12 protein-coding genes are annotated in these 12,813 nt (G+C 65.4%); 3 read left to right on the top strand and 9 right to left on the bottom strand.

Features of this window, described 5'->3' with window-relative positions; translation table 11 throughout:
- The first annotated feature begins 8 nt into the window (after nt 1-8).
- From pgl to glk, 3 genes are read left to right on the top strand one after another with little or no spacing between them, the layout of a single operon-like run.
- Nucleotides 9-713, top strand: coding sequence for a 6-phosphogluconolactonase (gene pgl, locus EOD43_RS00570; protein WP_127740087.1), 705 nt, complete (start codon nt 9-11; stop codon nt 711-713).
- A gap of 16 nt (nt 714-729) precedes the next feature.
- Nucleotides 730-2,550: a phosphogluconate dehydratase gene (gene edd, locus EOD43_RS00575; protein ID WP_127740089.1), complete on the top strand. Its 1,821-nt coding sequence runs from the start codon at nt 730-732 to the stop codon at nt 2,548-2,550.
- 1 nt (nt 2,551) lies between these two features.
- Complete coding sequence (gene glk, locus EOD43_RS00580; protein ID WP_127740091.1) at nt 2,552-3,517, top strand: glucokinase; 966 nt, start codon at nt 2,552-2,554, stop codon at nt 3,515-3,517.
- A 2-nt stretch (nt 3,518-3,519) separates the two neighbouring features.
- Here glk and EOD43_RS00585 read toward each other — a convergent pair whose 3' ends face one another.
- The 9 genes from EOD43_RS00585 to EOD43_RS00625 all read right to left on the bottom strand — a co-directional run bounded on the left by EOD43_RS00585 (nt 3,520) and on the right by EOD43_RS00625 (nt 12,614).
- Nucleotides 3,520-3,792, bottom strand: coding sequence for a hypothetical protein (locus EOD43_RS00585; RefSeq protein ID WP_127740093.1), 273 nt, complete (start codon nt 3,790-3,792; stop codon nt 3,520-3,522).
- A gap of 130 nt (nt 3,793-3,922) precedes the next feature.
- Complete coding sequence (locus EOD43_RS00590; RefSeq protein ID WP_127740095.1) at nt 3,923-4,270, bottom strand: energy transducer TonB family protein; 348 nt, start codon at nt 4,268-4,270, stop codon at nt 3,923-3,925.
- A gap of 148 nt (nt 4,271-4,418) precedes the next feature.
- Nucleotides 4,419-6,401, bottom strand: coding sequence for an acetyl-CoA carboxylase biotin carboxylase subunit (locus EOD43_RS00595; protein ID WP_127740097.1), 1,983 nt, complete (start codon nt 6,399-6,401; stop codon nt 4,419-4,421).
- A gap of 34 nt (nt 6,402-6,435) precedes the next feature.
- A complete protein-coding gene (gene bioB / locus EOD43_RS00600; RefSeq protein WP_127740099.1) occupies nt 6,436-7,446 on the bottom strand; it encodes a biotin synthase BioB in 1,011 nt (336 codons plus the stop codon).
- Nucleotides 7,446-9,587: a methylmalonyl-CoA mutase gene (scpA, locus tag EOD43_RS00605; protein WP_127740102.1), complete on the bottom strand. Its 2,142-nt coding sequence runs from the start codon at nt 9,585-9,587 to the stop codon at nt 7,446-7,448. The genes bioB and scpA overlap by 1 nt, the downstream gene beginning before the upstream one ends.
- A 2-nt stretch (nt 9,588-9,589) precedes the next feature.
- Complete coding sequence (locus EOD43_RS00610) at nt 9,590-10,372, bottom strand: enoyl-CoA hydratase-related protein (protein ID WP_127740104.1); 783 nt, start codon at nt 10,370-10,372, stop codon at nt 9,590-9,592.
- Nucleotides 10,372-10,815 carry a methylmalonyl-CoA epimerase gene (gene mce, locus EOD43_RS00615; protein WP_127740106.1) on the bottom strand — a complete coding sequence of 148 codons (444 nt, stop codon included), beginning with the start codon at nt 10,813-10,815 and terminating at the stop codon, nt 10,372-10,374. Before mce ends, EOD43_RS00610 begins: the two co-directional genes overlap by 1 nt.
- Nucleotides 10,812-11,072: a hypothetical protein gene (locus EOD43_RS00620; RefSeq protein WP_127740108.1), complete on the bottom strand. Its 261-nt coding sequence runs from the start codon at nt 11,070-11,072 to the stop codon at nt 10,812-10,814. The genes mce and EOD43_RS00620 overlap by 4 nt, the downstream gene beginning before the upstream one ends.
- A gap of 9 nt (nt 11,073-11,081) precedes the next feature.
- Nucleotides 11,082-12,614 carry an acyl-CoA carboxylase subunit beta gene (locus tag EOD43_RS00625; RefSeq protein WP_127740110.1) on the bottom strand — a complete coding sequence of 511 codons (1,533 nt, stop codon included), beginning with the start codon at nt 12,612-12,614 and terminating at the stop codon, nt 11,082-11,084.
- Nucleotides 12,615-12,813: the final 199 nt, after the last annotated feature.

Below are 12,813 nucleotides of genomic sequence, written 5' to 3' on the forward strand. Positions count from 1 at the left end.
ACGAGAACATGATTGAAGCCGAATGGTGGGATTATGACGATGCCGATGAGTTCGCCGAGGCTGTGGCCGGCGATGTCGGCTTCATCATCGAAAGCGCGCTCGACGCGCGCGGGCAGGCGCTGATCGCGCTGCCGGGCGGCAAGACCCCGCTGCCGATCTATGAGAAGCTGGCCAAGGCGAAGATCAACTGGAAGAACGTCACGATCATCCCGACCGACGATCGCCTGGTGCCGTTGACCGACGCGCTGTCGAACACCGCGATGCTCGCCAAGATCTTCCTGCCCAAGGGCGCGCGCGTCCTGCCGGTGACGACCGACAAGGCTGCCGATCATCACATGGCCGGCAAGGCCGCCGACGCGCGGCTGCAGGATCTCCACTGGCCGCCCGATCTGGTCTGGCTGGGCATGGGCGCTGACGGCCACACCGCGTCGATCTTCGACGGGCCGGATCTGCAGGAGGCGCTCGACGCCCCCAAGGCGCGGCGGATGGTGGGCGTGATGCCCGATCCGATGCCGAAGGACGCAGCCGTCGCGCGCGTGACGCTGACCAAGGCTGCGATCCTGTCCGCCCGCGCGATCACGATCGTGCTGACCGGCGACGAGAAGCGCGCGCTGCTGGAGAAGGCGATCGAGGACGGCCATTCGTCGAAGCTGCCGATCGGCCGCGTGCTGGCCGATGCCGAGCAGGCGATCGACATCCACTGGGCGGCCTGAACGGGAGACGAGGAACATGGCGCTGCACGTCGAGGTCGAAGCCGTCACCGCCCGCATCGTCGCGCGGTCGGCGCCGACGCGCAGCGCCTATCTCGATCTGATCGCGCGCGAACGCGATACCGGGGTTGATCGCCCGAACCTGTCATGCGGCAATCTCGCCCACGGATTCGCGGCATCGGGGGACGACAAGGCCGCGATCCGTGGCGGCACCGCCATGAATATCGGCATCGTCACCGCCTTCAATGACATGCTGTCGGCGCATCAGCCTTATGGCCGCTACCCCGAACAGATGAAGGTCTTCGCCCGCGAAATCGGTGTGACGGCGCAGGTGGCGGGCGGCGTCCCCGCCATGTGCGATGGGGTGACGCAGGGGCAGCGCGGCATGGAATTGTCGCTGTTCAGCCGCGATACGATCGCGCTCTCGACCGCCGTCGCCTTGAGCCACGGCATGTTCGAGGGCGCAGCCCTGCTGGGCATTTGCGACAAGATCGTCCCCGGCCTGCTGATCGGCGCTTTGCGCTTCGGCCATCTGCCGACGATCCTGATCCCCGCTGGGCCGATGCCATCCGGCCTCGCCAACAAGGAGAAGGTGCGCGTCCGTCAGCTTTATGCCGAGGGCAAGGTGGGGCGTGAGGAGCTGCTGGAGGCCGAAGCCGCGAGCTATCACGGCGCGGGCACCTGCACCTTCTATGGCACCGCCAATTCGAACCAGATGATGATGGAGATGATGGGCCTCCACATCCCCGGCGCGGCCTTCGTCAATCCGGGCACCAAGTTGCGCCAGGAATTGACCCGCGCCGCCGTCCACCGCCTTGCCGAGATCGGCTGGGATGGGGAGGATTATCGCCCGCTGGGGCTGTGCATCGACGAGAAGGCGATCGTGAATGCGGTGATCGGCCTGCTCGCGACGGGCGGATCGACCAACCATGCGATCCACATCCCCGCGATCGCGCGCGCGGCCGGGATCGTGATCGATTGGGAGGATATCGACCGCCTCTCCGCCGTCGTGCCGCTGATCGCGCGCGTCTATCCGAACGGCGCGGGCGACACGAACCACTTCCACGTGGCCGGCGGCATGGCCTTCGTGATCGACACGCTGATGGATGCCGGGCTGATGCACGGCGATCTGATGACCGTCGCGAAGGGCGGCATGGGCGATTATGCGAAGGAGGTCGCGCTGGATGGCGAGGCGCTGGCGTGGACCGACGCCCCCTCCCCCTCGCGCGACACCGATATGCTGCGCCCGGCGAGCGATCCGTTCCAGCCCGATGGCGGCATGCGGCTCGTCCGCGGCAATCTGGGACGCGGCACCTTCAAGACGAGCGCGGTCGATCAGAGCCGTTGGACGATCGAGGCGCCGGCCCGCTGCTTCGACGATCAGGATCAGGTCAACGCCGCGTTCAAGGCGGGCGAACTCGATCGCGACGTTGTGGTCGTCGTCCGCTTCCAGGGGCCGCGCGCCAACGGCATGCCCGAACTTCACAAGCTGACCCCGGCGCTGGGCGTGTTGCAGGATCGCGGGCACAAGGTCGCTTTGGTCACCGACGGGCGCATGTCGGGCGCGTCGGGCAAGGTGCCCGCCGCGATCCACCTGACGCCGGAGGCGCTGGCTGGCGGCCCGATCGCCAAGCTGCGCGACGGCGACATCGTTCGCCTGTGCGCCGAAACCGGCGCGATCGAGGCGTTGGTCGATGCAGGCGAATGGGCCGCGCGCGAAGATGCGATGCCCCCGCCGCCGCAGATCGGCACGGGCCGCGAACTTTTCGCCTTCATGCGCGCGGGGGCCGACAGCGCCGAGGCGGGCGGTTCGGCGATGCTGGCGCTGGCGGGACTCTGAGATGAAGCTCGTCGCGGTCGATCTGGGGGGAACCCACGCCCGCTTCGCGCTGGCCGAGGTCGAGCCCGGCGGCCGCCCCCGCATGGAGGAGGCGCGCAAGTACAAGACTGCCGACTATCCCGATCTGCCCGCCGCCTGGGCCGCCTTCGCCAAAGACTGCGGCTGCGATCTGCCGCCCGCCGCGAGCATCGCGATAGCGGGGCCAGTCGAGGGCGAGCTGATCCGTTTCACCAACAGCAGCTGGACGATCCGGCCGAAGACGATCGCCGCCGATCTGGGCGTCGACAAGGTCCACCTGATGAACGATTTCGCGGCGATGGCCGCGGCGGTCAGCGTGCTGAAGGACGACGAACTCGTCTATATCGGCGGCCCGCCGGGCGACCTGCCCGACGAAGGCGTGACCAGCGTGATCGGGCCGGGCACGGGCCTGGGCGTCGCGCAGTTGCTGCGCCGTGACGGCCGCGCCGCCGTCTTGCCGACCGAGGGAGGGCATCTGGATTTCGCGCCGCTCGATCCGGTCGAGGAACGGCTGCTGCAGCGGCTGCGCACGCGCTATCGCCGTGTATCGACCGAGCGGATCGCATCCGGCCCCGGCCTGTCCAACATCTACGAATCGCTGGCGGCGACCGAAGGGGTGGCGATCGTGCCGGTCGAGGATCCCGTGCTGTGGCAGGCGGCGATCGACGGGACCAATCGGCTGGCGGCCAGCGCGCTCGATCGCTTCATCATGATTTTGGGGTCGGTCGCGGGCGATCTGGCGCTCGCGCACGGCGCCAATGCGGTGGTGCTGACCGGGGGGCTATCCAATCGCATCAAGGATCGGATTGCGGGCCCTTTGTTCAACGAACGCTTTCGCGCCAAGGGCCGGTTCGAAAAGCGGATGGGCCAATTCCCCATCCGCCTTGCGGTTCATCCCGACCCCGGGCTGCTCGGCGCAGCCACGGCGTTCGGGACCGATCTGGAATAGATTTAGAGGCCGCTCGTCGGGTTGACCGGCTTGGCCTCCGCCTCGGCGCGATCCGCCGCCTTGGTCGGGGCCACCGCGGTGAGCGTGCCGTTCGCGCCGATCGTCAGCACGACCGCGTTCGACGACGGGGCGGGCTTCGCCTTCGCCTCGACAGCCGCGGCTTCCTGCTGCGCCAGCGCGGCGCGGACCTTGTCGCTCCATGCCGGGGCCGACGCATTGGCGGCACCCGCGCCGATCGCGACACCAAGGAGCAGAACGGGAAGAACGAACTTCATCGGGAAACTCCCCAAATCAAAGCAAATATGCCGACGCGACACGCCACCGAAACGAACCTGCACCCGATCGGTTAAGATCGGGTAAGCGCCGGGATTAACGCGTCAGATCATCATTTGGTTGTGTTGAGGCTCACATCATCTTCCAAGTGAGCGGCACGACGACCGAAGCGGCTCCACCGGGCGGCGGCGGGAAGGCACCGACCTTGCGCGCGACGGCGAGGGCTTCCTTGTCGAGCGTGGCCGAACCCGTCGGCTGCACGAGCGCGACGCCGGCAAGCGAACCGTCGGCAGCGACATCGATCTTGAGCTTGGCGGTGCCTTCGTCGCCGCGAACCTGCGCAGCGCGCGGATAATCCTGCTTGGAGGCGAGCAGCTGGCGGACCTTGCCGGTCCATTCGGGCGAAGGCGCCGCGAAGGCAGGCGCGGAGGCTGCGCAAACCAGAGCCAATACCGCGCCACGAACCCACATCTTCGCCATCTTACTCTCCGTCCCCTGTTCAGGCCGTCCGGCCCGTTCGGGGGGAGATGTAACGCGACAGCCCTAAGGGTCCGTTAAAAAGGGGGCGGGAAATGAACCCGCCCCCTCATACATTCGGTTTAGTTTGATCCGCTTAGGTGGATGGCGATCATTCGAATTCGAGGATCACCGCATCGACCGCGAGGCTTTCGCCCGCCTTGGCCGAAACGGACTTCACCACGCCCGCCTTTTCGGCGCGCAGGATGTTTTCCATCTTCATCGCTTCGACCACTGCCAGCGGCTGACCGGCCTCGACCTTGTCGCCTTCGCCGACGTTGATCGCGGTGATCAGGCCCGGCATCGGGCAGAGCAGGAACTTCGACAGATCGGGCGGGATCTTTTCGATCATGTAATGCGCCAGATCGGCGACGCGCGGGGTGAGCACACGCAGATTGTGGCTCGCGCCGCGCGCCGTGAAACGCCAGCCGGTGCGCTTGCGCTCGACCCGGATCGACAGGCCTTCACCGTCGACGACCGCCTCGACCAGCTTCTGACCCGGCACATAAGCGACGTCGACGACGACCGCCTCGCCATCCACCGTCACCGCCGCATCGGCGATCGACACGCGATGCTCCGCACCGTCCATCGTCACGACCCAGTCGGACGGCGGCTCGGCGGGGCCGTTGAGGCGACCGTCGATCTGCGCGGCGCGGCCCGCATCGACGCTGGCCAGCACGCCCGCCACCGCCGAAAGCTGGCGCGTGAGCGCGGCGTCGGCCGGCGCGCCGGTGAAGCCTTCGGGATATTCCTCCGCAATGAAGCCGGTGGTCAGATTGCCCGAGGCGAAGCGCGGGTGCTGCATGATCGCCGACAGGAAATCGATATTATGGCCGATGCCGTCGAGTTCGAAGCGGTCGAGCGCGGTCACCTGCCGTGCGGTCGCTTCCTCGCGCGTCTCGCCCCAGGTGATCAGCTTTGCGATCATCGGATCGTAGAACATCGAGATTTCGCTGCCCTCGTACACGCCGTCATCGACGCGGACATGATCGACCTCGGCCGGCGGACGATAGCGGACCAGGCGCCCCGTCGACGGCAGGAAGCCGCGATAGGGATCCTCGGCATAGACGCGATTCTCGATCGCCCAGCCGTTGATACCGACATCGGCCTGCGTCATCGCCAGCTTCTCGCCATAAGCGACGCGGATCATCTGTTCGACCAGGTCGACCCCGGTGATGAGTTCGGTGACGGGATGCTCCACCTGCAGGCGGGTGTTCATCTCAAGGAAATAGAAGCTTTCGCCGGTCTCATCCGCGCCCGAGACGATCAGCTCGACCGTGCCCGCGCTGTAATAGCCGACGGCCTTGGCCAGCGCGACACACTGCTCGCCCATCGCCTTGCGCATCTTGGGGGTGACGAAGGGCGACGGCGCCTCCTCGACCACCTTCTGGTGGCGGCGCTGAATCGAGCATTCGCGCTCGTTCAGATACAGCGTGTTGCCGTGCTTATCGCCCAGAATCTGGATCTCGATGTGGCGCGGGTTGAGGATGAATTTTTCGATGAAGACGCGGTCGTCGCCGAAGCTGTTCAGCCCCTCGCGCTTCACGCTCTCGAAATTCTCGCGGACGTCCTTCTCGTTATAGGCGAGGCGCATGCCCTTGCCGCCGCCGCCGGCCGACGCCTTCATCATCACCGGATAGCCGATGTCGTTCGAGATGCGGACCGCGTGCTCGGTATCCTCGATCTCGCCGACGAAGCCGGGGACGACGTTGACGCCCGCCGCCTTGGCGAGCTTCTTCGATTCGATCTTGTCGCCCATCGCGGCGATCGCGTTCACCGGCGGGCCGACAAAGGCGATGCCGGCCGCTTCCAGCGCCTCGGCGAAGCTCGTCCGCTCCGACAGGAAGCCGTAGCCCGGATGAACCGCCTCGGCCCCGGTCGCCTTGCAGGCGGCGATGATCTTGTCGGCGATCAGATAGCTCTCGGACGCGGGCGAGGCGCCGATATGGACGGCTTCGTCAGCCATCTGAACGTGCGGCGCGCGCGCATCGGCATCCGAATAGACCGCGACGGTCGCGATCCCCATCTTCTTCGCGGTCTTGATGACGCGGCAGGCGATCTCGCCGCGATTGGCGATCAGGATCTTCTTGAACATCTTGGCCCCTTCAGGTCGTCTGGTCAGCGTTCGGTTATTCGGCGGCGATGGCGCATGGCGACGGCTGCTGCTCGGCAGCGGCCATCGGCACGACGCCCAGCTTCGCGAACAGAGCGGCGTCCTTGTCGTCGCCGGCATTGTTCGTGGTGAGCAGCTTGTCGCCGGTGAAGATCGAGTTGGCGCCCGCCATGAAGCACAGCGCCTGACACGCCTCGCTCATGCTCTCACGGCCCGCCGACAGGCGCACCATCGATGCGGGCATCAGGATGCGGGCGACCGCGACGGTGCGGACAAACTCGATCTCGTCGATCTTGGCGAGCGGCGTATCGGCCAGCATGTCGCCCAGCACCGTGCCCTTCACCGGCACCAGCGCGTTGATCGGCACGCTTTCGGGATGCTCCATCGTCGCGAGCGCATGGAGGAAGCCGACGCGATCCGATCGCGTCTCGCCCATGCCGACGATCCCGCCCGAACAGACGTTGATCCCCGCCTCGCGCACGCGCTCCAGCGTCTGGACGCGATCCTCGAAGCTGCGCGTCGTGATGACGTTCGTGTAATTTTCGGGCGAGGTATCGATATTGTGGTTGTAATAATCGAGGCCCGCATCGGCGAGCTGGCCGACCTGCTTGTCGGTGAGCATCCCCAGCGTCATGCAGGTTTCCATGCCCATCTGGCGCACGCCCTTCACCATTTCGATGATGGCGGGCATGTCGCGATCCTTGGGCTCACGCCAGGCGGCGCCCATGCAGAAGCGCGACGATCCGCCGTCCTTGGCCTGGGCCGCGGCCTGCAGCACGGCGCGCACATCCATCATCTTGGTGGCCTTGAGGCCCGTTTCGGCATGGGTCGACTGGTTGCAATAACCGCAGTCCTCGACACAGCCGCCGGTCTTGATCGACAGCAGGGTCGACAGCTGGACCTCGTTGCGCGGGAAGTTCGCGCGGTGGACGGTCTGCGCATCGAACAGCAGGTCGTTGAACGGCAGGTCGAACAGGGCCGCGATCTCGTCGCGGGTCCAGTCGTTGCGGATGGTAGGTGCAGTCATTATTCGGCGGCCTCGTCGATCGGCGGTTGGTTGTGACCCAACAGCTGTAGCACCTCGGTCGCGGCGTGGACCAGATTGGTGCCCGGCCCGAAGATCGCCTGCACGCCTGCGTCGCGCAGAACCTGATAATCCTGCGCGGGGATGACGCCGCCGGCGATCACCTTGATGTCGCTGCGCCCGGCATCGCGCAGATAGCCGATCAGCTCTGGAATCAGCGTCTTGTGGCCCGCGGCAAGCGACGACGCGCCGACCACGTCGACATCGGCCTTGATCGCGAGATCGGCGGCTTCCTTCGGCGTCTGGAACAGCGGCCCGGCGACGACATCGAAGCCGAGATCGCCGAAGGCCGAGGAGACGAGGTTCGCGCCGCGATCATGCCCGTCCTGGCCCATCTTCGCGACGAGCATCTTGGGCTTGCGGCCCATGCGACGCTCGATCGAGGACACGCCGTCCACCAGACCCTGCCACTTCGCATCCTCGCCATAGGCGCCGCCGTAAATGCCCTTCACCGGGGTCGGGAAGGTGCCGTGACGGCCGAACACGTCCTCCATCGCCAGCGAGATTTCGCCGAGGGTCGCACGCTTGCGGGCGCATTCGACGGCGAGTTCGAGGAGGTTGCCCTTGCCCTTCGCGCCTTCGCGCAGCGCATCGAGCGCGACCTGACACGCGGCTTCGTCACGGCCCGCCTTGACCTTGTTGATCCGCGCGATCTGCGCCTCGCGCACCGCGACGTTATCGACATCGAGGATGTCGATCGGATCTTCCTTGTCCTTGGCGTACTTGTTCACGCCGACGACGACCTCTTCGACGCGGTCGACGCGCGCGGCCTTGGCGGCCGACGCTTCCTCGATCATCGCCTTGGGCCAGCCCGCCGCCACGGCCTTCGCCATGCCGCCTTCGGCCTCGACCTTCTCGATGATCTCCCACGCCGCATCGACGAGCTGCTTGGTCAGGCTCTCGACATAATAAGAGCCGCCCAGCGGATCGACGACATTGCACATGCCGGTCTCCTCCTGGATCACCAGCTGCGTATTGCGCGCGATGCGGGCGGAGAAGTCGGTCGGCAGCGCGATGGCTTCGTCGAGTGCGTTGGTGTGGAGCGACTGGGTGCCGCCCAGCATCGCCGCCATCGCCTCGATCGTGGTGCGCATGACGTTGTTGTACGGATCCTTCTCGGTCAACGAGACGCCCGACGTCTGGCAGTGCGTGCGCAGCATCTTGCTGCGCTCGTCCTTCGCGCCCAGCTTCGTCATCACACGGTGCCACAGCACGCGCGCGGCGCGCAGCTTGGCGACTTCCATGAAGAAGTTCATGCCGATCGCGAAGAAGAAGGAGAGGCGCCCGGCGAACTTGTCGATGTCGAGGCCGCTCGCCACGCCGTATTTCACATATTCGGCGCCGTCGGCGATCGTGAACGCCAGCTCCTGCACCTGCGTCGCGCCGGCTTCCTGCATGTGATAGCCGGAGATCGAGATGCTGTTGAACTTCGGCATCTCACGCGACGTATAGCCGAAGATGTCCGAGATGATCCGCATGCTCGGCTCGGGCGGGTAGATATAGGTGTTGCGGACCATGAACTCCTTGAGGATGTCGTTCTGGATGGTCCCGTCGAGCAGCTTGCGATCGACGCCCTGCTCCTCACCCGCGACGATGAAGAAGGCGAGGATCGGGATCACCGCGCCGTTCATCGTCATCGAAACCGACATCTGATCGAGCGGAATGCCGTCGAACAGGATCTTCATGTCGTCGATCGTGTCGATCGCGACGCCCGCCTTGCCGACGTCGCCGGTGACGCGCGGATGGTCCGAATCGTAACCGCGATGGGTCGCGAGATCGAAGGCGACCGACAGGCCCTTCTGGCCCGCCTTCAGGTTGCGATGATAGAAAGCGTTAGACGCTTCGGCGGTCGAGAAGCCGGCATATTGGCGGATCGTCCACGGACGCCCCGCATACATCGACGCCTTCACTCCGCGCGTGAAGGGCGCGAAACCGGGCAGGCCGGCATCCCAGCCCTCCAGATCTTCGGCGGTGTAGAGCGGCTTGACCGCGATCCCCTCGGGCGTGTTCCAGGTCAGATCCTTGCCCTTCACCTCCTTGGAGGCGGCGGCGGACCACTGGTCGAGGGTGGGCTTCTCACTCATGCTCAACGGCCTTCGAACTGGGGGGGACGCTTCTCGCCGAACGCCTTCACGGCCTCGGCGAAATCGGCAGTCTTGCCGGCGGCGCTCTGATTATCGCGCTCGATCTGGAGGTTTTCGGAGAGCGACGAGTTCAGCGCCAAAGCGACCTGCTTGCGGATCATGCCGATCGCGATCGTCGGCCCGCGCGCGAGCTTCGCGGCGATCGCTTGCGCTTCTTCCAGCACCTTCTCGTCATCGACGACGCGGGTGATCAGGCCCGCTTCCTTAGCATCCTCGGCGAACAGTTTTTCGCCCAGCAGCGCCATTTCGAGCGCCTTCACCCGGCCCGCGCCCTTGGCGACGAACCAGGTGGCGCCGGCATCGGGGACGAGGCCGATATTGACGAAGGCGAGCAGCACATAGGCCGATCGCGCCATCACGCTGATGTCGCCCGAGAGCGCGATCGACGCGCCCGCGCCCGCCGCAATGCCGTTGATCGCGGTGATGACCGGTATGTCGAGGCCGGCAATCTTCTTGGCGAAGGGATTATAAGCTTCGTCGACGATCAGCCCGAGGTCCGACGGCAGCCCGGCATCGCCGCGCGCCTGCAGATCGGCGCCCGAGCAGAAGGCGCGGCCTTCGCCCGTGATGACCAGAGCGCGCGCGCCGGCCGCGATCGCGCCGTCGATCGCGGCGGTCGCCTCGTCGAACAGATGCGGGGTCAGCGCGTTCAGCCGATCGGGACGGTTGAGCGTCAGCGTGGCGACGCCGTCGGTCAGGTCGAGCTTGATCGTCTCGTAGCTCATCAGTGCGCAGCCCCCTCCTTCGGGGTCTCCATGATCTCGGTCAGCACCCCGTTCATGTCCTTGGGGTGGACAAAGAAGATCAAAGTGCCGTGCGCCCCGATGCGGGTGTCGCCCAGCACCTTCTTGCCGAGCCCTTCGAACCATGTGCGGGCTTCGTGAATGTCGGGCACCTCATAGCACATATGATGCTGCCCGCCCGCCGGGTTCTTGGCGATGAACCCGTGGATGGGGCTGTCCGCCCCAAGCGGCTCGATCAGTTCGATCTGCGTGCCCGCGGTGCCATTCTCGCCCGGCGTATCGACGAAGCAGACCTTCACCCCGTTCGAAGGCATGTCGAACGGCTCGTGGATCTTCGTCGCGCCCATCACGTCGCGATAATAAGCGATGCTCGCCTCCAGCGAGGGGGTCGCAACGCCGATATGGTTCAGGCGGCCGAGTTTCATAGTGCCTGCGCTATCCGAATGATCATCCCGATCACCCCCAAGATTGCCGCAATTGCGACGATTAAACCAAACGCCCGATATCCGATCAGCAACAAGCGAAACGAAGCAGTTCCGTCATCCCTTTGGATCGTCGTACCGACGCCGTTACTCCACCAGCCCCGCTGCTCGATGCGGTGGGCTGACCGCCAAATATATGCCGCCCACGCACTGACCGAGGCGATCCAGAAACACATAAACAGCGTCCAGAACCACCACATCGCAGCCTCTTAAAGCGGAATGTTGTCGTGCTTCTTCCAGGGGTTCTCCAAACTCTTGTTCTTGAGCTTGCGGAGGCCCAGCGCGATGCGCTTGCGGGTCGAGTGCGGCATGATCACTTCGTCGATGAAGCCCTTCGACGCCGCGACGAACGGGTTGGCGAAGCGGTCTTCATATTCCTTGGTACGCGCGGCGATCTTTTCGGGGTCGCCGGCTTCCTTGCGGAAGATGATCTCGACCGCGCCCTTCGCGCCCATCACCGCGATTTCGGCGGTCGGCCAGGCATAGTTGAGGTCGCCGCGAAGATGCTTCGACGACATGACGTCATAGGCGCCGCCATAGGCCTTGCGCGTGATGACGGTGATCTTCGGCACGGTCGCCTCACCATAAGCGAACAGCAGCTTGGCGCCATGCTTGATGATGCCGCTATGTTCCTGCGCGGTGCCGGGCAGGAAGCCGGGCACGTCGACGAAGGTGACGATCGGGATTTCGAACGCGTCGCAGAAGCGGACGAAGCGCGCCGCCTTCTTCGACGAATTGATGTCGAGCACGCCCGCCAGCGCCATCGGCTGATTGGCGATGATGCCCACCGGCGAACCTTCGATCCGGCCGAAGCCGCAGACGATGTTGGGCGCGTGGGTCGGCTGAACCTCGAAGAAATCGCCTTCGTCGACGACCTTCGTGATCAGCTCCTTCATGTCATAGGGCTTGTTCGCGCTGTCCGGGATCAGCGTGTCGAGGCTCGGGTCGAGACGATCCCACGGATCGTCGGTCGGCCGGGTCGGCAGGTCATGCCGGTTCGACGAGGGCAGCAGATCGATGAAGTCGCGGGTCGCCAGCAGCGCCTCGATATCGTTCTCGAACGCCAGATCGGCCACGCCCGACTTGGTGGTGTGCGCCGAAGCGCCGCCCAGTTCCTCCTGGGTCACGACCTCGTTGGTGACGGTCTTCACCACGTCGGGGCCGGTGACGAACATGAAGGACGAATCCTTCACCATGAAGATGAAGTCGGTCATCGCCGGCGAATAGACCGCGCCGCCCGCGCACGGGCCCATGATCAGGCTGATCTGCGGGATCACGCCCGAGGCCAGGATGTTGCGCTGGAACACTTCGGCATAGCCGCCGAGCGATGCGACGCCTTCCTGGATGCGGGCGCCGCCCGAATCGTTGAGGCCGATCACGGGCGCGCCGACCTTCATCGCCATGTCCATGACCTTGCAGATCTTCTGCGCGTGCCGCTCCGAAAGCGCACCGCCATAGACGGTGAAGTCCTGGCTGAAGACGAAGACGAGGCGGCCGTTGACGGTGCCCGATCCGGTGACGACGCCGTCGCCCGGAATATGCTCCTGCTCCATGCCGAAGTCGGTGCAGTTGTGCTCGACATACATGTCGAGCTCTTCGAAGCTGTCGGCATCGAGCAGCACTTCGAGACGTTCGCGGGCAGTCAGCTTGCCCTTCTTGTGCTGCGCCTCGATGCGCTTTTCGCCACCACCCAGCCGGGCGGCGGCGCGCTTGTCCTCGAGTTTCTGCAGGATGGCGAGCATGTCGGGCTGTCTCCACGGGAATCCGGAAGTCTGCCTCTTTCCAATCTTCGCCCGAACATGCAAATGTGAACTTGTGAAATTGCGAAGGACATTTTGCAAAGTGGGCGCAAGCACCTCTCCCTCCCTCGTCATTGCGAGCGGAGCGAAGCAATCCAGGCCCGCACTGGAGAGGCTCGCGACCCACTCACATTCGGGCCTG

Origin of the sequence: Sphingomonas crocodyli (assembly GCF_004005865.1) — a bacterium.
Classification (GTDB): domain Bacteria; phylum Pseudomonadota; class Alphaproteobacteria; order Sphingomonadales; family Sphingomonadaceae; genus Rhizorhabdus; species Rhizorhabdus crocodyli.

Coding starts and splice junctions, on each gene's coding strand:
- pgl (WP_127740087.1), top strand. CDS start 9: ATGATTGAAGCCGAATGGTGGGATTATGACGATGCCGATGAGTTCGCC.
- edd (WP_127740089.1), top strand. CDS start 730: ATGGCGCTGCACGTCGAGGTCGAAGCCGTCACCGCCCGCATCGTCGCG.
- glk (WP_127740091.1), top strand. CDS start 2,552: ATGAAGCTCGTCGCGGTCGATCTGGGGGGAACCCACGCCCGCTTCGCG.
- EOD43_RS00585 (WP_127740093.1), bottom strand. CDS start 3,792: ATGAAGTTCGTTCTTCCCGTTCTGCTCCTTGGTGTCGCGATCGGCGCG.
- EOD43_RS00590 (WP_127740095.1), bottom strand. CDS start 4,270: ATGGCGAAGATGTGGGTTCGTGGCGCGGTATTGGCTCTGGTTTGCGCA.
- EOD43_RS00595 (WP_127740097.1), bottom strand. CDS start 6,401: ATGTTCAAGAAGATCCTGATCGCCAATCGCGGCGAGATCGCCTGCCGC.
- bioB (WP_127740099.1), bottom strand. CDS start 7,446: ATGACTGCACCTACCATCCGCAACGACTGGACCCGCGACGAGATCGCG.
- scpA (WP_127740102.1), bottom strand. CDS start 9,587: ATGAGTGAGAAGCCCACCCTCGACCAGTGGTCCGCCGCCGCCTCCAAG.
- EOD43_RS00610 (WP_127740104.1), bottom strand. CDS start 10,372: ATGAGCTACGAGACGATCAAGCTCGACCTGACCGACGGCGTCGCCACG.
- mce (WP_127740106.1), bottom strand. CDS start 10,815: ATGAAACTCGGCCGCCTGAACCATATCGGCGTTGCGACCCCCTCGCTG.
- EOD43_RS00620 (WP_127740108.1), bottom strand. CDS start 11,072: ATGTGGTGGTTCTGGACGCTGTTTATGTGTTTCTGGATCGCCTCGGTC.
- EOD43_RS00625 (WP_127740110.1), bottom strand. CDS start 12,614: ATGCTCGCCATCCTGCAGAAACTCGAGGACAAGCGCGCCGCCGCCCGG.